The organism is Paraburkholderia acidipaludis NBRC 101816, assembly GCF_000684975.1.
In the GTDB taxonomy this organism is placed as follows: domain Bacteria; phylum Pseudomonadota; class Gammaproteobacteria; order Burkholderiales; family Burkholderiaceae; genus Paraburkholderia; species Paraburkholderia acidipaludis.
Genome location: NZ_BAXZ01000006.1, coordinates 326,170 through 353,134, shown reverse-complemented (window position 1 = coordinate 353,134; position 26,965 = coordinate 326,170). Strand labels below are relative to the sequence as shown.

At 68.6% G+C, this 26,965-nt stretch carries 18 protein-coding genes; 14 read left to right on the top strand and 4 right to left on the bottom strand.

The genetic code is table 11. The features are described 5' to 3' along the window. Positions 1-14 precede the first annotated feature (14 nt). Positions 15-2,609 carry an ATP-binding response regulator gene (locus tag BAC01S_RS10395; protein WP_084168476.1) on the top strand — a complete coding sequence of 865 codons (2,595 nt, stop codon included), beginning with the start codon at positions 15-17 and terminating at the stop codon, positions 2,607-2,609. Here BAC01S_RS10395 and BAC01S_RS30910 read toward each other — a convergent pair. The 3 genes from BAC01S_RS30910 to BAC01S_RS30905 all read right to left on the bottom strand — a co-directional run bounded on the left by BAC01S_RS30910 (position 2,582) and on the right by BAC01S_RS30905 (position 5,974). After that, complete coding sequence (locus BAC01S_RS30910; RefSeq protein WP_043201855.1) at positions 2,582-3,757, bottom strand: hybrid sensor histidine kinase/response regulator; 1,176 nt, start codon at positions 3,755-3,757, stop codon at positions 2,582-2,584. The genes BAC01S_RS10395 and BAC01S_RS30910 overlap by 28 nt on opposite strands. 106 nt (positions 3,758-3,863) lie before the next feature. Next, positions 3,864-5,216 (bottom strand): MFS transporter, encoded by a 1,353-nt coding sequence (locus BAC01S_RS10385; protein WP_027794707.1) that lies wholly within the window; start codon positions 5,214-5,216, stop codon positions 3,864-3,866. 137 nt (positions 5,217-5,353) lie between these two features. Next, positions 5,354-5,974 (bottom strand): cytochrome b, encoded by a 621-nt coding sequence (locus BAC01S_RS30905; protein ID WP_084168459.1) that lies wholly within the window; start codon positions 5,972-5,974, stop codon positions 5,354-5,356. Positions 5,975-6,003: 29 nt separating this feature from the next. On the opposite strand from BAC01S_RS30905, the gene BAC01S_RS10375 reads away from it, so the two are divergent. The 8 genes from BAC01S_RS10375 (at position 6,004) to BAC01S_RS30890 (ending at position 20,316) form a co-directional block, all read left to right on the top strand. Beyond that, positions 6,004-6,915 carry a transporter substrate-binding domain-containing protein gene (locus BAC01S_RS10375; RefSeq protein WP_084168458.1) on the top strand — a complete coding sequence of 304 codons (912 nt, stop codon included), beginning with the start codon at positions 6,004-6,006 and terminating at the stop codon, positions 6,913-6,915. A 244-nt stretch (positions 6,916-7,159) separates the two neighbouring features. After that, positions 7,160-8,401, top strand: coding sequence for an NAD(P)/FAD-dependent oxidoreductase (locus BAC01S_RS10370; protein WP_027794705.1), 1,242 nt, complete (start codon positions 7,160-7,162; stop codon positions 8,399-8,401). Between the two features lie 108 nt (positions 8,402-8,509). Next, a complete protein-coding gene (locus BAC01S_RS10365) occupies positions 8,510-8,761 on the top strand; it encodes a type II toxin-antitoxin system Phd/YefM family antitoxin (protein ID WP_407667918.1) in 252 nt (83 codons plus the stop codon). Further along, on the top strand, positions 8,758-9,153 hold the full coding sequence (locus tag BAC01S_RS10360) for a type II toxin-antitoxin system VapC family toxin (RefSeq protein WP_027794703.1): 396 nt from the start codon (positions 8,758-8,760) through the stop codon (positions 9,151-9,153). The genes BAC01S_RS10365 and BAC01S_RS10360 overlap by 4 nt, the downstream gene beginning before the upstream one ends. 84 nt (positions 9,154-9,237) lie before the next feature. Next, complete coding sequence (recC, locus tag BAC01S_RS10355; protein ID WP_027794702.1) at positions 9,238-12,885, top strand: exodeoxyribonuclease V subunit gamma; 3,648 nt, start codon at positions 9,238-9,240, stop codon at positions 12,883-12,885. Next, positions 12,882-16,679, top strand: coding sequence for an exodeoxyribonuclease V subunit beta (gene recB / locus BAC01S_RS30900; protein WP_043201775.1), 3,798 nt, complete (start codon positions 12,882-12,884; stop codon positions 16,677-16,679). The genes recC and recB overlap by 4 nt, the downstream gene beginning before the upstream one ends. Next, positions 16,676-18,967 (top strand): exodeoxyribonuclease V subunit alpha, encoded by a 2,292-nt coding sequence (recD, locus tag BAC01S_RS30895; protein WP_245616555.1) that lies wholly within the window; start codon positions 16,676-16,678, stop codon positions 18,965-18,967. Before recB ends, recD begins: the two co-directional genes overlap by 4 nt. Before the next feature lie 38 nt (positions 18,968-19,005). Beyond that, entirely contained in the window at positions 19,006-20,316 is a 1,311-nt protein-coding gene (locus tag BAC01S_RS30890; RefSeq protein WP_245616554.1) for an NRAMP family divalent metal transporter, read from the top strand. A 26-nt stretch (positions 20,317-20,342) separates the two neighbouring features. On the opposite strand, the gene BAC01S_RS10335 is transcribed toward BAC01S_RS30890, so the two are convergent. After that, positions 20,343-21,071, bottom strand: a complete 729-nt coding sequence (locus tag BAC01S_RS10335) for a GntR family transcriptional regulator (RefSeq protein WP_043201773.1) — start codon at positions 21,069-21,071, stop codon at positions 20,343-20,345. Between the two features lie 458 nt (positions 21,072-21,529). On the opposite strand from BAC01S_RS10335, the gene BAC01S_RS10330 reads away from it, so the two are divergent. The 5 genes from BAC01S_RS10330 (at position 21,530) to BAC01S_RS10310 (ending at position 26,965) form a co-directional block, all read left to right on the top strand. Next, a complete protein-coding gene (locus BAC01S_RS10330) occupies positions 21,530-22,459 on the top strand; it encodes an ABC transporter substrate-binding protein (protein WP_156954378.1) in 930 nt (309 codons plus the stop codon). Between the two features lie 13 nt (positions 22,460-22,472). After that, positions 22,473-23,999, top strand: coding sequence for an ATP-binding cassette domain-containing protein (locus tag BAC01S_RS10325; protein WP_027794699.1), 1,527 nt, complete (start codon positions 22,473-22,475; stop codon positions 23,997-23,999). Then, a complete protein-coding gene (locus BAC01S_RS10320) occupies positions 23,996-24,934 on the top strand; it encodes an ABC transporter permease (RefSeq protein ID WP_027794698.1) in 939 nt (312 codons plus the stop codon). Before BAC01S_RS10325 ends, BAC01S_RS10320 begins: the two co-directional genes overlap by 4 nt. A gap of 107 nt (positions 24,935-25,041) precedes the next feature. Beyond that, positions 25,042-25,989 carry an ABC transporter permease gene (locus BAC01S_RS10315; RefSeq protein WP_043201843.1) on the top strand — a complete coding sequence of 316 codons (948 nt, stop codon included), beginning with the start codon at positions 25,042-25,044 and terminating at the stop codon, positions 25,987-25,989. A gap of 55 nt (positions 25,990-26,044) precedes the next feature. Next, the gene (locus BAC01S_RS10310) at positions 26,045-26,965 is read left to right on the top strand and encodes an SMP-30/gluconolactonase/LRE family protein (RefSeq protein ID WP_027794696.1); all 921 of its coding nucleotides are present in this window, start codon (positions 26,045-26,047) and stop codon (positions 26,963-26,965) included.

The window sequence follows — 26,965 nt, the reverse complement described above, 5'->3', positions numbered from 1 at the left end:
ATGCAGAGAGCATGATGAAAGCCATGGCAGGATGGCTCCGCAGTCTCAACCAGCGGATTGACGATACGTGGCACATGTCGGCCTGGAGCGTGCGCACGGTCGGCGTGATCGGCACGGTCGGACATCCCGTGTACTGGCTGTGGTGGACCTTCGTCGACCCTAAGCCCAACGAAAGCCTGCCGATGCGCGCGATCGGCACGCTCGCCTGCGCGCTCTTGCTGTTGCGACGCTTCTGGCCTGCCGCGACGGTGCGTTTTCAGCCTTGGTACTATTTCGTAACCGTGGCTTATACGCTGCCGTTCTTCTTCACGGTCTACCTCGTGACCAGCCACTATTCGATGATCTGGTCCATGGCGGAAGTGGGGATGATGTTCTTCCTGATGGCCATCTTCCCGGCCTTCCTCGTGCTGGCGCTCAATCTGTCGATCGGCGTCGGCCTCGCGATCCTGTGGGCATGGATTGCCGTGCCCGATTCGTTGCGCGTCGACGCGCACCTGCTGCTCTATACCTATCTGCCGGTCTTCGCCTTCGGCGCCGCCGCTGGCCTTTCATTCAGCTACAGCAACATGATGGGCCTCACGGCGCAGGCGAAGAACGAGGCGTTGCGGGCGCTGGCGGGCACGATCGCCGAGGAAATGCGCAATCCGCTCAGCCAATTGCGATACGTGCTGGACCGCGTCGAGGAAGCCCTCGCGATGACGGGAGGGGCCCGGTCGTCGCCCGTGTTGCCGCCGGAGGGCGCCGTTGCGCTGTCGCGGCACCTCGCGCATGGACAGCTCGCGATCGACCGCGGCCTGAGGGTCATCGCCATGGCGCTCGACGAGGTCCGTGCGAGGCCGTTGCGGCCGGACAACTTCAGTTATGCGAGCGCCGCCGCGCTTACGCGCAAGGCTCTGGAGGAATACGGTTTCGCCCACCGGAAGGAACGCAGCCGCGTGCGGCTCGTGGTCATCGAGGATTTCACCTTCAAGGTCGACGAAACGGCCTGGCTCTTCACGCTGTTCAATCTGATCAGGAATGCGTTGCATCACATGGCCGCGCATCCGGAAGCGACGCTGACCCTGACCGTCGACCGGCAGACCGTGGTCGTGCACGACACGGGCCCCGGCATCGCCCCCGAACTCATGCCGCATCTGTTCGAGCCGTTCCGCACCCAGGGCGAGGCGGCGGGGCCGGGGCTCGGGCTCGCTTACTGCCAACGCGCGATGCGCTCCTTCGGCGGCACCATCGGCTGCCGCTCGGAGCCCGGCAAATACACGCAGTTCACGCTCGAGTTTCCGCTCGTGGCCGAGAGCGAAATTGCCGCTTACCGGCAGCAGGTGCTCGCGCGGGCGGCGCATCATTTCGGCGGCAAGCGCATTCTGGTGGCGGACGGCGACGCCAGCCGGCGCGCGCGGGTCTGCCACGCTCTCTCCGACGTGAATGCGGAGGTCGCCGAAGCCGGCGACGGCGAGCAGGCGCTGGCCTTGCTGCGGCAGGCTTCGCACTACGACGCCGTGCTGATGGACGTCGACATGGCGGGGCTGGACGGCTATGCCGTAACCGAAAAACTGCGCGCCGAACGCGACTCGCCGAACCGCAACGTGCTGGTCGCGGGCTATACGGCGGAGCCCAGCAGTCTCGCGCGCGTGCTGGCCCGCAGCGCGGGGATGGACGACACGATCGGCAAGTCCGCGGGCATGGTGGAGCTGATCAATGCGCTCCAGACGCTCATGGAGAACGGCGACCGACATCATCGGACTCCGAAGTTCGGCGGCTTCGCGGGCAAGACGATTCTGGTCGCGGACGACGATACGTACAGCAGAATGGTCGCCAAGAGCTATCTGGAGCGATGCGGCGCCACCGTCGTGGAGGCGGAAAACGGACAGGGCGTGCTGGCCCGGCTGCAGGCGGGCGGCACCATCGACGCCGTCGTGCTGGACATGAACATGCCCGGCATGGGCGGCGTGGAAACGGCGGCATGGCTGCGCGAGCGCTCGGACGTGTTCGGCCGGCTGCCGATCATCGCCATGACCGGCTACTCCGATATGGAGGCCGTGCGTTCGTGCCTTGCCGCGGGCATGAACGAGGTGATGATCAAGCCCGTGAGAGTCGGGTCCTTGTATGCCTGTCTCGCGAGACAGTTTGCGCTCGCGAGCGCCTCGCAGGCGCTGGAGCGCGAGGGCGTATCCGGCTCGCCGGCCGCGCGGGCCGGCGTATCTGTGCCGGAAGGACCGGACGATCTGCTGGACGAGGCGCAGCTGGAGGAACTGGCGTCGCTCGATATGCTGGACCAGTCGTTCGTCAACGGGATCGCCCAGATCAGGGTGCTGCTGACGCAACTGCCCGGCCATGTCCGGGTGCGCGATCGGCAAGCGGCGCAGGCGGCGTTGCATCGGCTCCTGGGCGTGAGCGGAAACATCGGCGCGAGAGCGCTGCACGCGTATGTGAAGCAGATCTATCCGCAGGTGCTGGATGGCCAGTGGCCGGCGCAAGCGGACTGGCCCGAGCGCATGGTTGCGCTGGGAACCCGCTCGGCCGATGCGTTGCAGCGGTATTTCGACACGGCTACGGCTGTGGCCGTGCGCGAACGGCGCGATATTCAGCGCGACGTGACGAGCGGCGACTGATCCGCGTTCGGGCGCTCCGGCTCCGGCGCGGGCGTCCGGGCCTCGGCCGCGCCGAAGCTCAGCGTGACGGTCGTGCCCGAACCCGGCACGGAGTCGATGCGCAGACTGCCGCCGAACGAGCGCATGATGCGGTCGCAGAAGATCATGCCCATGCCGTGGCCGCCATCCTCCGCGTGCGTGGTGACGGGGTCGCGCAGCAGGCGCGCGCCGACCTCCGCTGCGATGCCGGGCCCGTTGTCGCGAAACCGGATCTGAGGCTCGGCCTGCGCCGACACTTCGATTACGAGGCGCGGCGCGGCGACGTCGGCCAGCGCGCGCAGGGCGTTGGTCAGCAGCGAGGACAGCACGAGCGCCACGCAATTGGGCATGGCCCGCACGGCGAAATCGGCCTCCACGTTCAACGTGATCCAGTCGCGCTGGGCGGCGGAAAGCGGGTAGGTGTCGAGCACGGCCCCAATCAGCCGCGTGGCGTCGACGTTTCGCGCGCCGTCGCGCGACAGGGACTGCACGCCGCTGTCCCGGTGCAGGGTCGTCCAGAACGACGAAATCAATGCCTGGCAGTACTGCGTGTTGGACAGCATGGACGCGGCGGCACGGGCAATCCTGTCCGGCTGCTGCGAATCGTCCTCTTCGGCCGCCTGATTGCCGATCGATTGCGCGAAGAGGGCGATCGTGGCCAGCGGGGTATTGAGCTCGTGAACGAGAAAGGCCAGCGTTTCGTCCATGGCCTGCAACTGCCGGCGGCGCGTTTCGCGCTCCGTGTACCGGGCGATCGCCAGCTGCAGCACCTCCTGGACGGTTTTCCTGCGCAACGGCTTTTCGAGGATGCGGAAAGCGTTGCCCGTGTTCACGGTTTGCAGCAGCATGTCCTTGTCCGCGTAGGCCGTCACGAGTATGCGCACGATTTGCGGATAGTGCCGCGCCACCTCGCGCAGCAGCGCGTCGCCGTCCCGGACCGGCATGCGGAAGTCGGTGACGAGCACGGCAATGTCCGCGCCGTGTTCGTTCAGCGTGGCGAGCGCTTCTTCGACGTCCCGCGCGAGATGGACGGGATGACGTCCCTCTACGGCACGTGCGAAATGGATACGGGAAATCTCGTCGTCGTCGACGAACAGAACCGAAAGCGGGCGTGGCGTGGCGGAGGTCATCGCGTGATAGTAGCGCAATCCGCGTGTCGCCTGCATGCGTTGCCGGGCGAAACCGGCGGTGCGCGATGTGCGCGATGCGTCCTGCGTCGACCGTGCCGCTGCCCGCTCAGAGCCTCACGACCTCGCCGTCCTCATGAGGGCCGTCGAGCGCGGACACGTCGGGCGATTCGAGCGTCGGGTTGTGATGCAGCACGAGCGCCGCGCCGGCGCCCACGAGGCCCGCGCCCGCGAGGCACAACAGGCCCGCGCCGAAACCGCCCGTGCTGTCCTTGATCCAGCCCATCGCATAGGGGCCGAAGAAGCCCGCGAGATTGCCGAGCGAGTTGACGGCGGCAATGCCGCCGGCGGCGGCCGCGCCGGAGAGGAACGCGGCCGGCAGCGTCCAGATCACGGGCAGGCAGCCGAAGATGCCGAAGCCGGCGATGGAGAGCGCGAGCATCTTCAGGACCGGGTTGTCGAGCCCGGCCGAGGCGCCGATGCCGAGCGCCGCGACGGTCAGGGCAATGGCCACGTGGCGCTTGCGCTCGAGGCGCCGGTCCGAATGGCGGCCCCACAGCACCATCGAAACGACGCCGACCGCGTAAGGCAGCGACGTGACGAAACCGGTCTGCAGATTCGTGAGTCCGAACGACTTGACGATCTGCGGCAGGAAAAAGCTCAGGCCATAATTGGTTGCGTTCGCCCCGAAATAGATGAGGGCCACGGCGAGCACGCGCGGATTGATCAGCGCTTCCATCACGCTGAACGTGCGCACCGCTTCGCGGTGGCGGCGCTCCTGCGCCTGGCGCGCGACGAGCCAGTCACGCTCGTCGTCCGCAAGCCAGCGCGCGTCGGCGGGCTTGTCGGTCAGATAGAACAGCACGACGAACGAGAGCACGAGCGCGGGTATCGCTTCGAGCAGATAGACCCACTGCCAGCCCGCCAGGCCCTCCTTGCCGTCCAGCGAGAGCAGCGAGCCCGAAACGGGGGCGCCTATCACCGTCGAGAGCGGAATGGCGGCCATGAAATAGCCCACCACGCGCGCCCGGTATTTGGCGGGAAACCAGAGCGTGAGCAGGAAGATGATGCCGGGGAAGAAGCCGGCCTCGGCAATGCCCAGCAGGATCCGCAGGGCGTAGAACACATGGGCGTTCGAGGCGCCGCTCCAGCTCGCGAGTTGCGGAATGAAAGCCATCGCGCCGGCGATGATGCCCCACGTGAACATGATCCGCGCGATCCAGCGCCGCGCGCCGAAGCGTTCGAGCAGCAGGTTCGACGGCACTTCGAAGAAAAAGTAGGCGATGAAGAAGATGCCCGCGCCGAAGCCGAACGCGCTCGCGGAAAGGTCGAGCGCCTTGTTCATCTGCAGGGCGGCGAAACCGACGTTGACCCGATCGAGATAGGCAACGAAGTAGCATACGATCAGGAACGGCACGAGGCGCGCGCTCACGCGCGTCATGGTGCGGGTTTCGAGCTCCATGGATGTCTCCTTCGGCGGCCGGCCGCGCCCATGCGTCGGTCACTGACCTGTCCGTTTGGTGTGGTAAAAGACTAGTCCGTCACGGCGCGATGGGAAAGATCGGGGATATCGGTCCACATAGTGGAACGCGGCGGCGTTCAGAGCATGCGGCGCAGCACGCCGTTGCGCGCGATGAACTGATGCTTGACGACCGCGAGCACATGGAGCGCGACGAGCGCCGCGAGCAGCGCGCAACTGGCGCGGTGGACGACAAAAAGGGTGTCGGTGAGCGGGCCTTGCGCGAACGGCGTGGGGATTTCGACGAGACCGAAGAACGAATAACCGTTGGGGACCATCAGGAAGCCGCTCGCCAGCGCGGCAAAGATCGTCAGGTACAGGAGAGCGTGCACGAGGCGCGCCGCGACCCGCTGCGCGGCCGGGATGCCGGGCAGCGCGCGAGGTTCGGCGCGCACGAAAATCCAGGCCATCCGTAGCGGAAAGAGCGCAATGAGCACCGTCGTGATCGACATGTTCAGCTGCGAGAGCCATTCCCGCCCGGGGCCGGCCGGCAGGCGGGTTAGCGTGTAGCCCGCAATGCTCGCGTAAAGGATGCCGGCGGCGAATATCCAATGAAAAAAACGCGCGATGACATCGTAACGGTCCGGCTCTCCTCCGCGTGGCGGGCGGCGGGCGCGGCATGCCTCGCTCGTGTCGGGGCCGGCCAGCCGGGCGGTCGCCTTGCCGGCGCCGTGGTGGGCAGATCGTACCGCTTGCGGCATGGGGTCTTCCTCGTACAATAAGGGTGATAATGATAATCAAAATCATTTACAAATTTCTTGCACGGGGATCCGTTATCGCCGCCATTGCGCTGGCGCTGCCGGCCGCCGCCCAGGTGGCGCAGCCGACGCTGGACAAGATCCGGTCGGCGAACTTCATGGCCATCGGCTATCGCGAGACCTCGGTGCCGTTTTCGTACCTGGATGCACGCGAAAACGTGATCGGCTTTTCGCAGGACATCTGCAACAAGGTGATCGAGGCCGTGAAGGCGAAGATCGGCCGGCCCGGCCTGCAGGTGCGCTTCATTCCGGTCACCTCGCAGAACCGCATTCCGCTCGTGCAGAACGGCACGGTGGACCTGGAATGCGGCGTGTCGACCAACGTGAGAGCGCGTCAGACCCAGGTGGCGTTTTCCGATACGTTCTTCATCGCCACCACGCGCCTGCTCACGCGCAAGGACTCGGGCATTCACGACTTCCCGGACCTCGCGGGCAAGACCGTCCTGACGAACCAGAGCACGACGTCCGAGCGCATCCTGCGCCGCATGAACCAGGAGAAGCACATGGGCATGCGCATCATCAGCGCGAAAGACTATGGCGATGGCCGCGCGATACTCGAATCGGGCCGCGCGGTCGCCTACATGATGGACGACGTATTGCTGGCGGGCACGCGCTCGCTCACGGCGAAGCCGGCCGACTGGGTGATCGTGGGCACGCCGCAGTCGTCGGAGGCGTATGGCTTCATGATGCGCAACGGCGATCCGGTGTTCAGGCAGCTAGTGAACGAGACCCTGAGCGGCCTCATGAAAAGCGGCGCCATTGCGTCGCTTTATACGAAGTGGTTCGAGAAGCCGGTGCCGCCGAAAGGCATCGACTTCGACTTTCCGATGAGCCCGCAACTGCGCGCGCTGTACGCGGCGCCGAACGATCGGGCGTTCGACTGACGCGTTTCGTTTCCCGGCAATGCCGCGGCCGTTCTGCGGCCGTCCGACGGCGGCGCGCGCGAACCATGAGATGATCGCGTTCCCGGTGAGGCGCAGTGGCGGCGCGGCGGCGCCGGGCGGCGATGGCTTCGACCCGGCACAGACCGGCTTCGGGCCCGATCGGAGATCGCCGCAATCGAAAGCAACAACGAACAGAACAGGTCACGAGCGGCCAGCGCGGCCGGGCAGACGGAAGGGAGCGGATATGGAAGGGGCGGGCAGCACAGTGGTGATCGTCGGAGCGGGGCATGCGGGCGGCAATTCCGTCGCGCTCCTGCGGCAATACGGCTTCGAAGGGCGGATCGTGCTGGTGGGCGCCGAGCCCGTGCCGCCCTATCATCGTCCGCCGCTCAGCAAGGCTTATCTGAAAGGCGAGGCCGATGTCGAGCGGCTCTGGCTCAAGCCGCGCGCGTTCTACGACGACAACCGCATCGAGCTTGCGCTCGGCGCGGCGGCCCGCACGCTCGACCGCGCGGGCAAGACGATCGCGCTCGCCGACGGCGGCGCGCTCGCGTACGACAAGCTCATTCTCGCGACGGGTTCGGTGCCGCGCGCGCTGGCGATCCCCGGCCACGACCTGCACGGCGTGGTGGCGCTGCGCTCGCTTGCCGACGCCGACGTGCTGCGCGAGCGCGTTCGGCCCGGCGAGAAACTCGTGGTGATCGGCGCGGGCTATATCGGCCTCGAAGCGGCGGCTGCCGCGCGCCAGCTCGGCCATGACGTGACGGTGCTCGAAGCGGCGCCGCGCGTGCTCGGGCGCGTGACGGGCGAAGTCGTGTCGGCGTTCTATGCGAGCGAGCATCGCGCGCAAGGCGTCGACCTGCGGCTCGATGCGCGCATCGAGGCGCTGGTGGGCGAGGGCGGCAAGCTCGCGGGCGTGAGGCTCGCGAGCGGCGAGGTCGTGCCGGCCACGCTCGCGCTCGTCGGCATCGGCATCGCGCCGAACGTGGCGCTCGCGCAGCAGGCGGGCCTCGTCTGCGAGAACGGCGTGCAGGTGGACGACGACGCGCGCACCGCCGATCCGGACATCTACGCCATCGGCGACTGCGCGAGCCGGCCGCTGTCGCACTACGGCCGCACGGGACGGCTCGAAAGCGTGCACAACGCCGTCGAGCAGGCGAAGCTCGCGGCGGCGTCCATCGTGGGCAAGCCGCGCCCGGCGTGCGACGCGCCCTGGTTCTGGTCGGATCAGTACGATCTGAAGCTGCAGACGGTCGGCCTGCTCGAAGGTTATGACGAGACGGTCGTGCGCGGCGATCCGGCCGCGCGCCGCTTCGCGGTCTATTACCTGAAGAACCGCGTGCTGCTCGCGGTCGATGCCGTCGGTTCGATGCCCGACTTTCTCTGCGGCAAGAAGCTCGTGGGCACGGGCAAGGCGCTCGACGTGGACGCGCTGCGCGACCCGGCCGCCGATATCGGCAAGTTCGCGGCGGCGGCGCTGGCGTGAGCGGGTGGGGCGGCCGGGCAGGCCTCGAGACGGCGCCCGGCCGCCTCCAACCGATGAAACTGACTTGTTCTACTGGTCATAATCGGCTAACATGGTGACTATGGTCATATGACTATGGGGAAAATCATGGAGGGCAAGCAGGTCTCGAAGTCCGAATTCAAGGCGAAGGCGCTGGAGTTCTTCCGGCAGGTCGAGGCGTCCGGCGAGAGCGTGGTCGTGACCGATCACGGCAAGCCGGCCCTGGAAATCCGGCCCTACCGCGGCAGCGAGCGTCATCCGCTCGATGTGCTGCGTGGCTCGGTCGTCCGCTACGTCGATCCCACGGCGCCGGTGGATGCGGCGTGGGAGGCCGCGGAGTGATCGTTCTGGATACGCATGTCCTGGTCTGGTGGGTGAATGGCGACACCTTGCTGAGTCCGAAAGCGCAGCGGGCGATCGAGCGCGAACTGGATGGCGGCCAGATCGTCATCTCGTCCATATCCGCGTGGGAGATTGCCATGCTCGTGGAGCGCGAGAAGCTCGTGCTCTCGATGGACGTCGAGAGCTGGCTGGCCACGGTCGCGCAAATCGACGCGGTACACTTCATCCCCGTGGACGTCGAAATTGGCCTGAAGTCCGTAGCGCTGCCGGGGGAATTTCACAAGGATCCGGCCGATCGCATGATCGTGGCGACGGCGCGCCGGCTGGCCGTTCCGCTCGTGACGCGCGACGAGAAAATCCTTGCGTACAAGCATGTCAAGACGATCTGGTAACGCGCGGAAAGCGGGTCGCATGACCTCGCTTTCCGCTCCTTCATTTTTCTCTTTGCCCCCGCAGGCGCCGCACAGGAGCCCCGCTTGAGCGCGCGCGAACTTCCCACCGGACTGATGCTTGCGCATGGCAATCAGCCCGAGCGGCTGCGCGACCTGATCGTGCAGTGGATCCGCGAGAACCCGATCGGGCCGCTCGAAAAAGAAGTGATGCTCGTGCAGAGCAACGGCATCGCACAGTGGCTCAAGCTCGCGTTCGCCGCGGACCCGGCCGAGGGCGGCTGCGGCATCGCGGCCGCCCTCGAGATGTCGCTGCCCTCGCGCTTTCTCTGGCAGGCCTATCGCGCGGTGCTGGGTCCGGACGCGGTGCCGGCCGTTTCCCCCTTCGACAAGTCGCGCCTCACCTGGCGGCTCATGCGCCTTTTGCCGGCGCTGCTCGACGAGCCGGCCTACGCGCCGCTCAAGCGCTTCATGGCGCGCGACGACGACCAGAAGAAACGTTTTCAGCTTGCGGAACGTGTGGCCGATCTGTTCGACCAGTACCAGGTCTATCGCGCCGACTGGCTGGCCGCGTGGGCCGAGCACGAGGACGTGCTGATCGACGCGCGCAACCAGCGCACGCCGTTGCCCGACGACGCGCGCTGGCAGGCCGCGCTGTGGCGCGCGCTGCTCGACGACGTAGGCGCCGGTGAACAAGACACCCCGGGCGCGGCGGTCGGAGTCGACGCGCGGCGCACGGGCCGCGCGGCCGTGCACGAGGCCTTCATGCAGGTCGCGCAAGACTGGCGCGTGGGCGATGCGAGGCCCGCGGGCCTGCCGCGCCGCCTCGTCGTATTCGGCATTTCGAGCCTGCCGCGCCAGTCGGTGGAGGTGCTTGCCGCGCTCGCGCGCTGGACCCAGGTGCTGATGTGCGTGCACAACCCGTGCATGCACTACTGGGCCGATATCGTCGCCGACAAGGACCTGCTGCGCGCGAGCCACGCGCGCCAGCGGCGCCGCCCGAACGCGCCCGTCGCGCTCGACGAATCGCTGCTGCACCTGCACGCCCAGCCGCTGCTGGCGGCGTGGGGCAAGCAGGGCCGCGACTTCATCGGCCTGCTCGACGAGTACGACAGCGACGAGGCACGCGCGAGCTACGCCCCGCATTTCACGCGCATCGGCCAGCGCATCGACCTGTTCGACGGCGACGATCCGCTTACCTTGCTGCAGCAGTTGCAGGACGATATCCGCGACCTGCGGCCGCTGCGCGAGACCCAAACGCACTGGGACGAAGTCGATCCCGAAGCCGACGAATCGATCCGCTTTCACGTCGCGCACAGCGCGCAGCGCGAGGTGGAAATCCTGCACGACCGGCTGCTCGCCGCCTTCGCCGCCGACCCGACGCTGCGCCCGCGCGACGTGATCGTGATGGTGCCGGACATCGAGGTCTATACGCCGCACATCCAGGCCGTGTTCGGCCTCTCCGATGCCGACGACCCGCGCCATATCCCGTTCAGCATTGCCGACCGCGCGCAGCGCGCGTTCGATCCGCTGATCGGCGCGCTGGAGATGCTGCTCGCGCTGCCGTATGCGCGCGTGAGCGTGAGCGACGTGCTCGACCTGCTCGAAGTGCCCGCGGTGCGCGCGCGCTTCGGCATCGACGTGGAGGACCTGCCGACGCTGCACAACTGGATCGACGGGGCGAACATCCGCTGGGGCCTGCATGCGGAGCAGCGCGCGAGCCTCGGGCTGCCGCAGGCCGACGATCTCGGTGCACCCAACAGCTGGGCTTTCGGCCTGCGGCGCATGCTGCTCGGCTACGCGGCCGGCGATCGCGCGGGAGCCTGGCGCGGCATCGAGCCGTATGCGCAGATCGGCGGCCTGGACGCCGCGCTGCTCGGCCCGCTCACGCGCCTCGTGGATGCGCTCGACGCCGCCTGGCAGACGCTGCGCGAGCCCGCGACGGTCGAGGTCTGGTGCGAGCGGCTGCGCGCCCTCAAGACGACCTTCTTCGACGCGGGCGATGGCGAGGACGCCTACACGCTGGAGCGCCTCGACACCGCGCTCGAAACGTGGCGCGACGCCTGCGCCGAAGCGCGCCTCGCGGACCCGCTGCCGCTCGCGATCGTGGCCGCGAACTGGCTGGGCGTGCTGGAGGGCGGCGGTCTGCAGCAGCGCTTTTTCGCGGGCGCCGTGACTTTCGCGACGCTGATGCCGATGCGCGCGATTCCGTTTCGCCACGTTTGCCTGCTGGGCATGAACGACGGCGACTATCCGCGCAGCCGCACGCCGCTCGACTTCGACCTCATGCGCCGCGACTATCGTCCGGGCGACCGCTCGCGCCGCGAGGACGACCGCTATCTGTTTCTCGAAGCCTTGCTTTCGGCGCGTGACCATCTGCATGTTTCGTGGATCGGGCGCAGCGTGACCGACAACACGGAGCGGCCGCCTTCGGTGCTGGTGGCGCAGTTGCGCGATCATCTGAAGGCGGGCTGGCGGCTGGCGGGCGCGGAGTCCGGCGAGCCCGACGCGCTGCTCGACGCCTTGACGATCGAACATCGCCTGCAGCCGTTCAGCGCCGACTATTTCCCGGCGCGGGGCCACGTCTCGCGTCTTTATACCTACGCGCACGAGTGGAGCCGGCCCGCGCCGCTGCCGCGCGCGGCCGTAGAGGCGAGCGCGCTGGCGCCGGCCGAGCGCGACGAACCGCTCACGATCGCGGAACTGGCCGAATTCCTGCGCGATCCGGTGCGCAGCTTCTTTCGCCAGCGCCTGCGCGTGGCGCTGGAAACCGCGGACGCGGCAAGCGAGAACCACGAACCGTTCGACGTGGACGCGCTGAAGGCCTGGCAGCTTCAGGGCGAGCTGATCCGCGCGCAGGTGGCGGCGATGGAGCGCGGCGAGACCGATCTCGAGCCCGCGGCGCTCGCGCGGCTCGAACGCATGCATCGCGGCGGCGACCTGGTGACGGGCGGCTTCGGCGAGGTGATCGGCGAAGAGCTGCTCGAGCCGATGGCGGAGCTCTTCACGGAATACCGCAAGGCGCTGGCGCGTTGGCCCGAGCCGCTCGAACACCAATATGAGGTGCGTCTCGAAGCGGATGCGGATGCGGACGCGGGCGGCGGCAGCCTCGCGCTCGCCGACTGGGTCGACGACCTGCGCGCAGGACCGGACGGCGCGCGCGGCCGCGTGATCCTCGACGCGGGCACGCTCGTGAAGGACAACAAATATCGCGGCGACCGGCTCGTGGCGTACTGGGTCGCGCACGTCGCCGCGCAACTGGCCGCGGGCGCGGTAACGACCGTGATCGTGAGCAAGGTCGGCGTGGCCGAGTTCGCGCCCGTTGTCCCCGAGCTCGCGCGCGACTATCTGATTACGCTGCTGCGCGCCTGGCATGAGGGCACGCGCCGGCCCTTGCCGCTGGCGCTCAAGACGGCATTCGCCTGGCTGCGCCGGCTGCCGGAGGCCTTCGACGGCAGCCGGGGCGCGGTGCCGCCGGAAGCCTGGGAAGCCGCGCGCGCGGCTTATGAAGGCGCGCTGCGCGCCCCCGGCGAACGCGAGACGAATGCGTATCTGCGTCGCGCGTTCCCCGACTTCGAAGCGCTCGTCGTCCACGATGAATTCATCGCGCTGGCGACTTCGCTGTTGCTGCCCGTGCAGCGCGCGCCGCTGGCCGGCTCGCGCGCGAAACGCGGGAGCGAGGGGGGCGACGAGAGCGACAAGAACGCCAAGGCCGCCGCAGGAGAGACCGCATGAGCCCGGTACACGACACCACGGCCGACGTCAAGGACCTGGAGCCCTTGCGCTTTCCGCTGTCCGGCAGCCGCCTGATCGAGGCCAGCGCGGGCACCGGCAAGACCTTCACGATCGCCATGCTCTACGTGCGCCTCGTGCTCGGCCACGGCGAGGGTCTTGCGACGGAGGAGGGCGCGCGCGCGTTCACGCCGCCCGAGATTCTCGTCGTCACGTTCACGGACGCGGCGACCAAGGAACTGCGCGAACGGATCCGCGCACGGCTCGCCGAAGCGGCCCGGGTTTTCCGCGCGGACCCTGACGAGGCGGCACTTTTCGAAGAAAGCGGCGACCTCCTGCACGCACTGCGCGGCAGCTACGCGCCCGAACAGTGGCCGGCCTGCGCCCGCCGTCTGGAACTGGCCGCGGAATGGATGGACGAATCGGCCGTTTCGACGATCCACGGCTGGTGCAACCGCATGCTGAGCGAGCACGCGTTCGACAGCGACAGCCTTTTTTCGCAGACGCTCGAAACCGACCAGACCGAGCTGCGTGCCGAGGTGGTGCGCGACTACTGGCGCACGTTCATGGCGCCGCTCGATGCGCAGTGCGCGCAGGAGGTGCGTGCGTGGTTCGCGAGCCCGGACGCGCTGCACCCGGCCTTACGCGGCTTGCTGGCGCATGCGGACCTGCTGCCCGATGCGCCGGAGCCCGCTGCGGCGCTGCGCGAAGCGCGCACGCAGGCGCGCGCGGCCCTCGATGCGCTGAAGGCGCCGTGGCGCGCGTGGATCGACGAGGTGAAGGAACTGCTCGACGCGGCACGCGCGAAGAACCAGTTCGACGCGCGCAAACTGAACACGCGCAACTGCGAGACGTGGATCGAGAAGCTGCGGACCTGGGCGCACGATCCCGACATGGAGCACCCGGGCTTCGACGACAAGGCCGCTGTGTGGACGCGCCTCACGCCCGCGGGCCTCGCGGAGATCTGGAAGCCGGGCAGCGCGCCGCCCGCGCACCCGGCCTTCGCGGCCATGGAAACGCTGCGCGAAGCGCTCGCCTCGCGGCCCGACGCGCGCGAAGCGCTGCTCTGCCATGCGGCGCGCTGGGTCGCGCGGCGCTTCGAGGAGGAGCAGGCGCGCCGCTCGCAAATGGGCTTCGACGATCTGCTCACGCGCCTGCTCGCGGCCCTGAAGCAGGAGAACGGCCCGCGCCTCGCGGAGATCATCCGCCGGCAATACCCGGTGGCGCTCATCGACGAGTTCCAGGACACCGACCCGGTGCAGTACGAGATCTTCGACCGGGTCTATCGCATCGGCGAGAGCGACCCGGCGACGGCGATCGTTCTGATCGGCGATCCGAAGCAGGCCATCTATGCGTTCCGCGGCGCCGATATCTATACCTATCTGCGCGCGCGGCGCGCATGCGAAGGGCGTCTCTACACGCTCAAGAAGAACTTCCGTTCGACGCGGGCGATGGTGGCGGCGGTCAACCGCTGCTTCGACGCGGCCGAGCAGCGCCCCGACGGCAGCGGCGCATTTTTGTTTCGCAATGCAGAGGAAAACGACAATGCGCTGCCGTTCGTCGAAGCCGAGGCGAACGGCTTGCCCGAAACCTTCGTGGCGGAGGGCGCCGACCTCGCTGCATTGAACGTCTGGTGGCTGCCGCCGGCCGACGATGGCAAGCCGCTCAGCAAGACGGCCTACCTGGCTGCCATGGCGCAGAGCTGCGCGAGCGGCATGGTGCGCCTGCTCAACCTCGGACAGGCAGGGGCGGCCGGCTTCGCGGGCGAACGGGGCTTGCGAGCCCTGCAGCCTTCCGACATGGCGGTGCTCGTGAATAACCGTGGCGAGGCGCAAGCGATACGCGAGGCACTCGCCGCGCGCGGCGTGCGCAGCGTGTATCTCTCCGACCGCGACTCCGTGTACGGGGAACCCGAAGCCGAGGAACTGCGCTACTGGCTGGCCGCCTGTGCGGAGCCCGACGACGGCCGCCTCGTGCGCACGGCCCTCGCGAGTTCGGTGCTGGGCTTGGGTTGGGACGAGCTCGACGCGCTTTCCCGCGACGAAATCGCCTGGGAGGCGCGCGTGCTGCAATTCCGCGGTTACCGCGACTGCTGGCGCAGAAAGGGCGTGCTGCCGATGCTGCGGCGCCTGCTGAACGACTTTCAGGTGCCGCAGCGGCTGTTGGGTGAAACCGGTAATGGCGAGCGCGCGCTCACGAATCTGCTGCACCTCGCCGAACTGCTTCAGCAAGCCAGCACGCAGCTCGACGGCGAGCATGCCTTGATCCGCTATCTCGACGAGCAGCGCGAGGATGAAAGCGCGGGAGGCGGCGACGCACGCCAGTTGCGGCTCGAAAGCGATGCCGCGCTCGTGCAGGTGGTGACGATCCACAAGTCGAAGGGGCTCGAGTATCCGCTGGTGTTCCTGCCGTTCGCGTGCGCGTATCGCGCGGTCAAGCCCGACGACGTGCCCTTCAAGTGGCACGACGAAACCGGCACGCTGCGCGTGACGCTGGAAGCCGATGCGCACGTGCTGCATCAGGCCGATCGCGAACGGCTCGGCGAGGACCTGCGCAAGCTCTACGTGGCGCTCACGCGCGCGTGCTACGCGACGTGGGTGGGCTATGCGCCGCTGGCGGGCGTGGAGGCGAGCGCGTTCGGCTATCTGGCAGGCGGCGGCGCGCCGCTGCCGGCCGAGGAAACCGCGGCGCGGCTCGAAGCGCTGCGCGGGGCATGCGCGGATATCGAGGTCGCGCCCGCGCCGGAACCGCAGAGCGAAATCTTCGCCGTGCGCGGACTCGCGGCGGAGCGCGGGCCCGCGCGCGCGTTCCCCATGCGCGAGCGGGAGCGCTGGTGGATCGCGAGCTATTCGAGCCTGAAGACGGTGGAAGCGGCGCCAGGTGCGGCACCCGGCTCGGACGTAAGCGACGGCGCGCGCGCGGCGCCCGACACGCGCGGCGAGGACGTGTTCCTCGAATTGCTCGAAGCGGGCGCGCCGCCGGATGAAGAGGCAGGTGTCGCGCCGACCGCAGCACCGCTGATGGCGCCTGCCGGCGATACCTTGCACGGCTTCGAGCGCGGCGCGGACGCCGGCAGCTTCCTGCACGACCTGATGGAATGGGCGGCCAACGAGGGTTTCGCCGCGATTGCACAGGATCCCGAAGCAGTGCGCGACCAGGTCGCGCGCCGCTGCAACGTGCGCGGCTGGTCGCGCTGGATCGAGCCGCTCACGCAATGGCTGCTGCATCTGGTCAGGACACCGTTGCATTTGCCGCCGCGGGCGAGCGGGAGCGCGACGCCAGTCACGTTCGAGAAGCTGGACGCCTACATGGCCGAAATGGAGTTCTGGGTGGCGGCGCATCGCGTGGATACGCAGGCGCTCGACGCGCTCGTGACCGCGATGACGCTCAATGGCGAAGCGCGTCCCGCGCTGGACGCCGCGCGCCTGAACGGCATGCTCAAGGGCTTCATGGACCTTGTATTCGAGCATGAGGGCCGCTATTACGTGGCCGACTACAAATCGAACTGGCTCGGTCCCGACGATACGGCCTACACGGCGGAACGCATGCGCGCGCAGATCCTGCATTCACGCTATGAACTGCAGTACGTGCTGTATCTGTTCGCATTGCACCGGCTGCTGCGGGCGCGGCTGCCCGATTACGACTATGACCGCCATGTGGGCGGCGCGGTGTATCTCTTCCTGCGCGGCGCGCATGCACCGGGGCAGGGGCTGCATTTCGAGCGGCCGCCGCGCGAACTGATCGAGCAGCTCGACGCGCTTTTTGCACAGCATGACGCCGTAGAGGACGTGGCATGACGAAGCGACGCACGAAAGACACGATCGGCGTCACCGGCGACCTGTTCGCGCAGCTCGAACTGGAGGAGGCCGCGAACCCGCTGCCGCAGCCGGCCGCGAGCCGTGCGGATGGCGCGGGAACCGCGGCGCGCGCACACGCGGCGCGCGAATCGACGGCCCGGATGCTGGACGTGCTCGAGCGCTGGGTCGAACGCGGCTGGCTGCGCGCGCTCGACGGCGCGTTCGTGCGCTTCCTGCGGACCGAGGCGCCCGAGGTGACGCCGCTCCTGCTGCTGGGCGCCGCGCTCGCGAGTCACCAGCTTGGGCGCGGCCACGTTTGCCTCGACTTGCAGGCGACGCTCGACGATCCCGCGTTCGCGCTTTCGCTGCCGCCCGACGGTCCGCAGCCCGCGGGGGCGGAACTACCGCCGTCGCCGGCCGAGGTGCTCGCGGGCGTGACGCTCGCGCAGTGGTGCGAAGCGTTGGACGTAGCCGGCGTGGTGGACACGACAGGCATATCCGGTGGCGACGCGGGTGGCGACACCCCGCTCGTGGCGGCGGGCACACGTCTCTACTTGCGGCGCTATTGGCAGTACGAACAGGACGTGCGCGTGGGCATCGAGAAACGGCTTGCGCGGAGCGCGCAACTCGAAGCCGCGTTGCCGGCCGGCATGGCCCGCACGGCGCTCGATGCCTTGTTTGGGCCGGGCGATGACGAGCAGGCAGCGCGCCGCGCGGACTGGCAGAAGCTCGCCTGCGCGGTCGCGGCCCGCAGCGCGTTCAGCATCGTCACGGGCGGCCCCGGCACCGGCAAGACCACGACCGTCGTGAAGCTGCTCGCGCTGCTGCAGACGCTCGCGCTGGGCGCAGCGAACGCGCGGCCGCTGCGCATCCGCCTCGCGGCGCCCACGGGCAAGGCCGCGGCGCGGCTCAACGAATCGATCGCGGGCGCCGTGGAGCGGCTGCCGTTCGCGGCGCTATCCAACGGCGAAGCGCTGCGCGCGGCCATTCCCAAGGTGGTCGCGACGCTGCATCGCGTGCTGGGCACGCGGCCCGGCACGCGGCGTTTTCGCCATGACGCCGCCAATCCGCTGCCGGTCGACGTACTCGTGATCGACGAGGCATCGATGGTCGATCTGGAAATGATGGCCGCCGTGCTCGCTGCGCTGCCGCCGGGCGCGCGCCTCATCCTGCTCGGCGACAAGGACCAGCTGGCGTCGGTGGAGGCGGGCGCGGTGCTCGGCGAGCTGTGCGATCGCGCGCGCGAGGGCCACTACACCGAGGCCACGCGCGCCTGGCTCGAAGCGGCGACGGGCGAGCGCATCGACGCCGCCATGCTCGACGCGCGCGGTCTGCCGCTCGACCAGGCCGTGGCGATGCTGCGCGAGAGCCATCGTTTCGCGGCCGACAGCGGCATCGGCGCGCTGGCGGAACTCGTCAACGTGGGCGATGCGGTGAGCGTCGCGAAGATCTGGTCGCGCGGCTATGCCGATCTGGCGCGCCTCGCCTGCTCGACGGCCGACGACGGGCCGTTCGCCGCGCTGGTCGTCGACGGCTTCGCCGGGGATCGCGCGGCGGCGCCTGAAGCGCGGCGGCGCGGCTATCGGCACTATCTGGAGACGATGCGCGCCACGCAGCCCGCGCCGGGCGCCTCGCCCGAGGCGCTCGCGCGATGGGCGGCCGGTGTGCTGAAGGCGCACGGCGAATTTCAGTTGCTATGCGCCTTGCGGCGCGGCGCGTGGGGTGTCGAAGGGCTGAACCGGCGCGTTGCGCGCCTGTTGCAGGCGCAGAATCTGATCGATCCGCACGGCGACTGGTACGCGGGGCGACCCGTGCTCGTCACGCACAACGACTACGAGCTGGGGCTCATGAACGGTGACATCGGCATTGCGCTCGCGCTGCCGATCGAAGCCGGCGCGCCGCCGGTGCTGCGCGTGGCGTTCCCGGCCGGCGACGGAGCGGGCGGCGTGAAATGGGTCTCGCCGAGCCGGCTGCAGGGCGTGGAAACGGTGTTCGCGCTGACCGTGCACAAATCGCAGGGCTCGGAGTTCGCGCACGCGGCGCTCGTGCTACCGGACACCTACAGTCCGATCCTCACGCGCGAGCTCGTGTACACCGGCATCACGCGCGCGCGGACGTTCTTCACGCTCGCGGTGCCCGACGGCCGCTCTGTGCTGGAGCGCGCGGTGCAGGCGAAGGTGCGGCGCGCGAGCGGCCTGCTGGCGGGGCTCGCGCGCGATGCGGCCGGCGGTGCAGGCTCGGCCGGCGCGCAGTGCGGTTCGCAGCGCGGTTTGCAGTGCAGTCGATAGCGCGGCGCACGCGTTTGGCGAGGGAGGAGAGCGTGGAGGTGGCGCGCAGCGAAGAGAACGGCGAGACGGCTTCGAACGGGCGCGGCGGGGCGCGACGGCCGCCGCCGCCGCGGCGCCGTAGCGGATGGCGCGCGCTGGCCGTCTGGGGCCCCGGCGTTCTCGCCGCGCTGGCGGATACCGATGCCGGCAATGTCGTCACGGCGGCGCAGAGCGGCGAGCAGTGGGGCTATCGCCTGATGCCGCTGTTGCTGCTGCTGACCCCGGCGCTCTACATGGTGCAGGAGCTGACCGTGCGCCTCGGCATCTACACGGGGCGCGGCCACGGCGAGCTGATTCGCGAACGCTTTGGCACGCGCTGGGCTTTGCTCTCGATGATCGGCCTCGCCGTTTCCACAATCGGCTCGCTGATCACGGAGTTCACCGCCGTGGCCGGCGTGGGCGAGATGGTCGGGATCGCGCGCGAGCAGACCCTGCCGATCGCCGCGGCGCTGTTGTTCTGCGTGGTGCTGAGCGGCACGTGGCGGCGCATCGAACGCGTCGCACTCCTGATCGGTTTGTGCGAGCTCGTATTCTTCTATATCGCATGGGCCGCGCATCCGCATCCCGCCATGGTCGTGCGTCATGCGATCGACTGGCCGATCGGCAATCGCGCCTTCCTATGGTCGGCCGCGGGGCTGATCGGCGCGGTCTTCAATCCCTGGATGATTTTCTATCAGCAGGCAGCCGTTGCGCCCCGGCATCGGCAGTGGGACGACTACCGCGCCGAGCGCCGCGATACGGCGGTCGGCGCCGTGCTGACCCAACTGCTGACGGCGGCCGTGCTGGTGGCGAGCGCGGCTATCGTCCTCCAGCTCCACGCCGCGCCGCGGCTGGAAACGATCGGCGACATTAGTGCGATGCTGATCTCGACGCTGGGCACCGAGGTAGGGGGCCTGCTGTTCGGCGTCGGCGTGCTGGGCGCTTCGATGGTGGCCGCCATCGTGGCATCGCTCGCGCTGGCCGGGGGCGTCGACGAATGGGCCGTGGGTAACGGCAAGGGCAAGGGCAACGACAACGCGCGCGGCGGCAGACTCGATCGCTGGTTCATCTGCACCTACGCAACCTGCGTGGCCGGCAGCGCGGTGCTGGTGTGGCTCGTGCCCGACCTCGTTTCGCTGACCGTCGCCCTGCAGGTCGTCAACACGCTGATGCTGCCGCTCGTGATGGGTCTCCTGATCGCGCTGGCGGTGACGGTGCTGCCGCGACGATTGCGACCGCGCGGTGCGTATTTGTTCGCACTCGTCGCGATCCTGCTGCTCGTCACCGTGCTGGGCGTGGTTTGCGCCGTTGCCGGCGCCGGCGCGTTCTGAGCGGGCGACTGCCGTTCACTCCGCCGTTAACCCTCGAACAACTCGACGTGCTCGTCGAACACGCGCTGCTGGCGCAGCAGCGCGTCGTCGAGATGCGCGAGCAGCGCGCGTTCCGCCGCGTCCGGGTCGTGCTGAAGCAGTGCTTCGAGCACCTGCTGGTGCTGCGCGAGCGTCATTGCGCCCTCGTCGGGCTCGCGCGCCGTGACGTAGCGCACGCGGTCGATAGGCGCACGCACGAGTTCGATCAACTGCAGCACCTTGGGCAGCCGCGCCGCCGCACCCACCGTCGCATGAAATCGGTTGTCCTGACGAATTGCCGCTACCGGATCGCCGCGGTCGATCGCGCGCCGGTGCACTTCATGAATGTCGTGCAAGGCGTCGAGTTCGCGCGCCGTGATCAGCTGCGCCGCGCGGCGGATGCTCGCGCTTTCGAGCACGCGCCGGATCAGCGCCCCTTCCGCGAACTGCTCGCGCCGCACCGGGGCGACGAAAGTGCCCGATTGCGCCGCGATCGTCACGAGTTCCTCCCGGGCGAGCTGCTGCAGCGCTTCGCGCACGGGCGTGCGCGAGATCCCCAGCGTTTCGGCCAGCGCGCGCTCGAAGATCACGTCGGCGGGCAGGACGGCCATCGTCACGATCGCTTCGCGCAGCAGGCGGTAGATCTGCGTGGAGAGCGGCTGCGCGCGATCGAGCGAGGTGGGGTCGGGCAGCACGCGGGCGATGAACTGCTCGGGATCGTTGCGGTCGGTTTTCATGAGCCAGGGAATGGTAGGCAGATCAAAATTTCATTCTACGGGCCGGTCGCCGAAAATCTGGCCAGAAGTCGGGTCATAGGCGGGCATGAACACATCCTGGGGTAATACCGTAGGTGCGGCGGTGCAAAAAGTCCTCACATGCGATCGTTCAACTAGTATATTAGTTAGCCGAGACAGGCCGTCAATCCGGTTCGACCTTCTCCGTCCGTTTTGCCCGATTCGGCTCGCTTTATGGCCTGCTTTACGGCCATGCTTCATGGCCGGCCACTCGGCCCACCCGCAGCGCATTGCAACGCTGCGGGCCGGCTAGGCCCCGCCGGGCCCCACGCGGACGTCCCGAACAGACCACAAGGAGACAGCAAGTGCGTTCGTACCTGGCTTCTGCAGTTCTCGGACTTTGCCTTGTCACTGCCGGCGCCGCGCAGGCGCAGGTGGCGGCCGGCGGCAGCACCGCGGCGATGAAGATCGCGCTTTCCAACAACTACGCCGGCAACAGCTGGCGGCAGACCATGCTCAAGAGCTGGTCCGAGGTGGCCGACCCGGCCGTCAAGGCCGGCATCGTCGCGGCGGCGCCCACGTTCACGACGGCCGAAAACCAGGCCACGGAGCAGGCGCAGCAGATCCAGAACCTCATCCTGCAGGGCTACAAGGCGATCGCGATCGACGCCGCCTCGCCGACGGCGCTCAATGGCGTGATCAAGCAGGCGTGCGCGGCGGGCGTCACCGTCGTCACGTTCGACGGCATTGCGACGGAGCCGTGCGCGTACCGCATTGCGGTCGACTTTCACCAGCTGGGCGCCATGCAGATCGACTACATGGCGAAGCGCCTGAACGGCCAGGGCAATCTGCTCGAAATCCGCGGCCTCGCCGGCGTGTCGGTCGACGACGAAATCCATCGCGGCATCACCGACGAAATCAAGAAGTATCCGGGCCTGAAGATCGTCGGCTCGGTGCACGGCGACTGGACGCAGGCGGTCGCGCAGAAGCAGGTGGCCGGCATCCTGCCCACGCTGCCGAAGATCGACGGCGTGGTCACCCAGGGCGGCGACGGCCTGGGCGCGGCGAATGCGATCAAGGAAGCGGGCCGCCCGACGCCGATCATCATCCTCGGCAATCGCCAGGAGGAGCTTGCGTGGTGGGCGCAGCAGCGCAAGAACGGCGGCTATGAAACGCTCTCGGTGACGATCCCGCCGGGCGCCGCGACGTTCGCGTTCTGGGTCACGCAGCAACTGCTCGCGGGCAAGAAGCTGCCGCACGACATCCAGATGCCGCTCATGTCCGTCACCTCCGACCAGCTCGACGCCGTGCTCGCGAAGACGCCGCCGGGCGGCATTGCCAACAAGCTGTACAGCCGGGACGAGGTCGTTAAGATCGTCGACGCGAAGTAGTCAGGAGAACGGATTGACCGACTCTCATGACGCGGCGCCGGCGCTGATCGGTTTGCGCGGTATCGGCAAGACCTTCGGCCGGGTGAAGGCGCTGGCCGACATCCGCTTCGAGTTCCGCGCCGGAGAATGCGTGGGCATTGCCGGCCATAACGGCGCGGGCAAGTCCACGCTGATGGCCGTGCTGACCGGCGTATTCCAGCCCGACGAAGGCGCGATGACGATCGAGGGCCGCGAGGTGTCGGGCTACGATCCGAACGTGGCGCGGGCGGCGGGCGTGCGCTGCGTGTTCCAGGAGCTTTCGCTGTGCGCGAACCTGAGCGTCGCCGAGAACATGCCGATCGTGCATCCCGAGCTGCACGGGCACGATTGGCGGCGCCGCGCAACGCGTCTGATGCTCGAGCAGCTCGACGCGATCTTTCCGGGCCATGGCCTGAAGGGGCACGAGCTGATCGCGGATCTCACGCTCACGCAGCGCCAGATGGTGGAGATCGCGCGCGCGTTCACGGTCGTGCGCGATCCCGTGAAGCTCGTGATTCTCGACGAGCCGACCTCGAGTCTCGACGCGCACACCGCGGCGCAACTGCTCGATTTCATCGAGCGCGCGAGCGAGCGCGGCATCGCGACGATCCTGATCAGCCATATGCTGGGCGAAATCGTGCAGGCGGCGCAGCGCGTGCTGGTGATGCGCGACGGCCGCGCAGCCGCCGTCTTGCCGCGCGAGGCGATCACGCAGGACGCCATCATCCGCGCGATGGGCCAGGATCTGCACATCGAGGCAGGCACGGCGAAGGGCGCGCAGCGCGGCCCGGCGGGGCGCGACGGCACGCGCGGGCAAGCGAGCCAATCGGTCCAATCGGTGCAATCGGGCTACCGCTGGGCGCTGGGAACGGGCGCACGGGCGCAGATCGACGCGCCGCGCGGTGAAGTGATCGGCTTCGCGGGGCTCGCGGGGCAGGGGCAGAGCGAGGCCTTGCTGACGATCTACGAAGCGGCCACGAAGGGCCGCGAGCGGGTCGCCTTCGTGGCCGGCGACCGCCCGCGCGACGGGGTGTTTCCGTTGTGGTCGATTGCCCAGAATCTCGACATCCGCTCGCTGCTCGACGGGCGCCGCGGCGCGGACGGCGGCGGCAGGGCGCCGCGCGTGATCGATCGCCGCGCGGCGCGCGCGCTCGCGAATACATGGGCGGGGCGCATCGGCATACGCGGCGCGCCGCTGAGCGCCGGCATCCTCTCGCTGTCCGGCGGCAATCAGCAGAAGGTGCTGTTCGCCCGCGCGCTGGCCTCCGACGCGCAGCTGATCCTGATGGACGACCCCACGCGCGGCGTCGACATCGGCACGAAGCACGAACTCTACCGGCTCGTGCGCGAGGAAGCGGCGCGCGGCCGCACGTTCATCTGGTACACGACCGAGAACGACGAATTCGCCCATTGCGACCGGACTTATGTGTTCCGCGCGGGCCGGGTGACGCGGCTCCTGCACGCGCACGAATGCAACGAGCAGTCGCTGCTGGCGGCAAGCTTCGAGGAGGTGCCCGCATGAACTGGACGCTCGACCGCGCCCGCCTGCGCGCGCTCCTGCCCGCGTTTTCGCTCGTCGCCGTGCTGGTGCCGATCTTCTTTCTGCAGCCCACCACCTTCAGCTATTTCGGCATCGGCCTGCTGCTGAACCTTGCCGTGCCGCTCGTGCTCGCCACGCTGGCGCAGCTTGCGATCATCACCGCCAACGATCTCGACCTCTCGATCGGGCCGTTCGTGAGTCTCGTCGCCTGCATCGGCGCGACCTTGCTGGTGGACCGGCCGCTCGTGGGCATCGCGGCGCTCGCGGGCTGCGTGCTGCTGTATGCGGCCGTGGGCGCGCTCGTGGAATTCCGGCAGATCCCGTCGATCGTCGTGACGCTCGGGCTCTCGTTCGTCTGGAACGGTCTTGCCGTCCTGCTGCTGCCTTCGCCTGGCGGCACGAGCCCTGTGTGGCTCACCTCGGTCATGGGCTACCAGACGCCGTTCATCGCCGCGCCGATCTTGTGGTCCACGGTGATTGCCGTGCTCGTGCACCTGCTGCTGATGCGCTCTTCCTTCGGCGTGCGGCTGCGCGGCACCGGCGGCAACCCGCGCGCGATGCGGCGCTTCGGCTGGTCGCTCGTGCGCAGCAAGGCGCTGCTGTACGGCATCGCAGGGATCTTCGGCGTGCTCTCGGGCCTCTGCTTGCTGGGGCTCACGACCTCCGCGGACGCGAATCTCGCGCTGCGCTACACGCTGCTCTCGATCGCCGCGGTGATACTGGGCGGCGGCGAGTTCATCGGCGGACGCGTTTCGGTGGTGGGTGCCGTGCTGGGCGCGACGACGCTCACGCTCGCGGCCTCGTTTCTCGCCTTCCTCAACGTTTCGCCCGACTGGCAGGTCGGCATGCAGGGGGCGATCCTGATCGTCGTGCTCTCGCTGCGCGTGCTGCTGCAACGCCGCGGAGGCCAGCGATGAGCGGCAACATGAGCGGCAACGATACTGGTACGCGCGCGGCGCCGGCCGCGCATGCCGCGGGCGGTGGTTCCGCCGAACCGCTTGCGGGTTCCATCGAGGAGCCGCCTATGGCGCTGGGCGCGCGGCTTCGTTCGCTGGAGGCGCCGTGGCTGTGGTCGTTCGCAGGCGCGGTGCTGGTCTGGCTCGTGATTGCCGGCGTGTTCGGCTTTTCGATTGCCGGCAATGTCGTCGCCACCGCGCTCGTGTTCGCCGTCTTCATGGTGCTGGTGGGACTCGGCCAGATGATCGTGATCACGGCCGGCCCCGGCAATATCGATCTCTCCATGCCGTCCGCGATCGCACTGAGCGGCGTGCTGGGCGTGCAGCTGATGCAAGGCCAGGATGGCCTGATCGTGACCGGCATTGCGGTCGCGCTCGCGGTGGGTGTGCTGGTGGGCGTGGCGAACTATCTGCTGATCCGCGTGCTGCGCATTCCTCCCATCATTGCCACGCTCTCGTCGAGCTTCATCGTGCAGTCGGTCGCCATCACGCAGAGCCGCGGCATGCCGCCTCCGCCGCCCGCGCTGCAGGCGTTCGCGAATGCGCGCATGATCGGGCTGCCCGACGTGGCGTGGTTCGCGCTCGTGCTGTCGGTGGCGCTGGCGTTCGTGCTGCATCGCACGGTGTTCGGGCGCGGCCTCTCGGCGCTCGGCCAGAACGCGCGCGCGGCGTGGCTCGCGGGCGTGAAGGTCGAACGCGTGCGCTGCGTGACCTACGTGCTTTCCGCCATCATCGCCGCGTTGACCGGGCTGCTGTTGGCGGCCGTGTCGGGCGGCGCCGCGCTCGACATGGGCGTGGAATACATGCTGATCTCCGTAGCGGTGGTCGTGATCGGCGGCACCGAGGTGGCCGGCGGCAAGGGCACCGTGGCGGGCGTCTGGGGCGCTTCGCTGTTTCTGTACCTCACCAACGCGATGCTCAATGCGCTGGGGGCCGGGGCCGGCGTGCGCTCGATCGTCTATGGAGTCCTTATCATTGCCGTTGTCGTGGCGAGCGGGCGCAGGGTGCGCCAGTAAGCGGCGCGTCGGCGCTTGCGAGCGCAACGATCCCTTCAGGAACCAGGAAAAGACCATGAATCCCGACGAGTATGAAGTTCACGATGCGCGCTTTCGCGCGCTGCTTCAGCCGAACGCGCAGTTCGAAAAGCTCGCGGGCGGATGCATGTGGGCCGAAGGCCCGGTATGGTTTCCGGCCGGCGAGTTTCTGGTCTGGAGCGACATTCCCAACAACCGCATGATGCGCTGGGTGCCCGGCATCGGCACGGGGGTGTTTCGCGCCAACTCGAACTTCAGCAACGGCAACACGCTGGACCGCGAAAGCCGGATGGTCAGTTGCGAGCACGGTGCGCGGCGCGTGACGCGCACGGAGCACGACGGCCGCATCACCGTGATCGCCGACCGCTACGACGGCCGCCGGCTGAATTCGCCGAACGATGCCGTCGTGCATTCGGACGGCTCGGTCTGGTTCACCGACCCGGATTACGGCATTCTCAGCGACTACGAAGGCTATCGCGCACCGAGCGAAATCGGCGCGTGCCATGTGTACCGGGTGGCGCCCGACACCGGCGCGGTGGAGCGCGTGGCCGACGACTTCGCGAAACCCAACGGCCTCGCGTTCTCGCCCGACGAGTCGCGGCTTTACGTGGCGGATTCCGGCGCCTCGCACATCGAGCACGGCCCGCACCATATCCGCGTATTCGACGTCGACGCGCAGGGCCGCCTGCGCAACGGGCGCGTATTTGCCGAGGTTGCGCCGGGCGTGCCGGACGGCATGCGCGTGGACGAGCACGGCAATGTCTGGACCAGCGCGGGCGACGGCATTCATTGCTACACGCCCGAGGGCACGCTGCTCGGCAAGATACTCGTGCCGGAAACCGTGGCAAATCTCGTGTTCGGCGGACCGAAGCGCAATCGGCTTTTCATCGCGGCCAGCACGTCGATCTACTCGCTGTATGTGGGCGTGCGCGGCGCGCATGCGGGGGGCCAGCAATGA

Bases quoted from the DNA above. Each gene is read 5' to 3' on its own strand.
- BAC01S_RS10395 (WP_084168476.1), top strand. From the start codon at position 15: ATGAAAGCCATGGCAGGATGGCTCCGCAGTCTCAACCAGCGGATTGAC.
- BAC01S_RS30910 (WP_043201855.1), bottom strand. From the start codon at position 3,757: ATGACCTCCGCCACGCCACGCCCGCTTTCGGTTCTGTTCGTCGACGAC.
- BAC01S_RS10385 (WP_027794707.1), bottom strand. From the start codon at position 5,216: ATGGAGCTCGAAACCCGCACCATGACGCGCGTGAGCGCGCGCCTCGTG.
- BAC01S_RS30905 (WP_084168459.1), bottom strand. From the start codon at position 5,974: ATGCCGCAAGCGGTACGATCTGCCCACCACGGCGCCGGCAAGGCGACC.
- BAC01S_RS10375 (WP_084168458.1), top strand. From the start codon at position 6,004: ATGATAATCAAAATCATTTACAAATTTCTTGCACGGGGATCCGTTATC.
- BAC01S_RS10370 (WP_027794705.1), top strand. From the start codon at position 7,160: ATGGAAGGGGCGGGCAGCACAGTGGTGATCGTCGGAGCGGGGCATGCG.
- BAC01S_RS10365 (WP_407667918.1), top strand. From the start codon at position 8,510: ATGACTATGGGGAAAATCATGGAGGGCAAGCAGGTCTCGAAGTCCGAA.
- recB (WP_043201775.1), top strand. From the start codon at position 12,882: ATGAGCCCGGTACACGACACCACGGCCGACGTCAAGGACCTGGAGCCC.
- recD (WP_245616555.1), top strand. From the start codon at position 16,676: ATGACGAAGCGACGCACGAAAGACACGATCGGCGTCACCGGCGACCTG.
- BAC01S_RS10335 (WP_043201773.1), bottom strand. From the start codon at position 21,071: ATGAAAACCGACCGCAACGATCCCGAGCAGTTCATCGCCCGCGTGCTG.
- BAC01S_RS10330 (WP_156954378.1), top strand. From the start codon at position 21,530: ATGAAGATCGCGCTTTCCAACAACTACGCCGGCAACAGCTGGCGGCAG.
- BAC01S_RS10320 (WP_027794698.1), top strand. From the start codon at position 23,996: ATGAACTGGACGCTCGACCGCGCCCGCCTGCGCGCGCTCCTGCCCGCG.
- BAC01S_RS10315 (WP_043201843.1), top strand. From the start codon at position 25,042: ATGGCGCTGGGCGCGCGGCTTCGTTCGCTGGAGGCGCCGTGGCTGTGG.
- BAC01S_RS10310 (WP_027794696.1), top strand. From the start codon at position 26,045: ATGAATCCCGACGAGTATGAAGTTCACGATGCGCGCTTTCGCGCGCTG.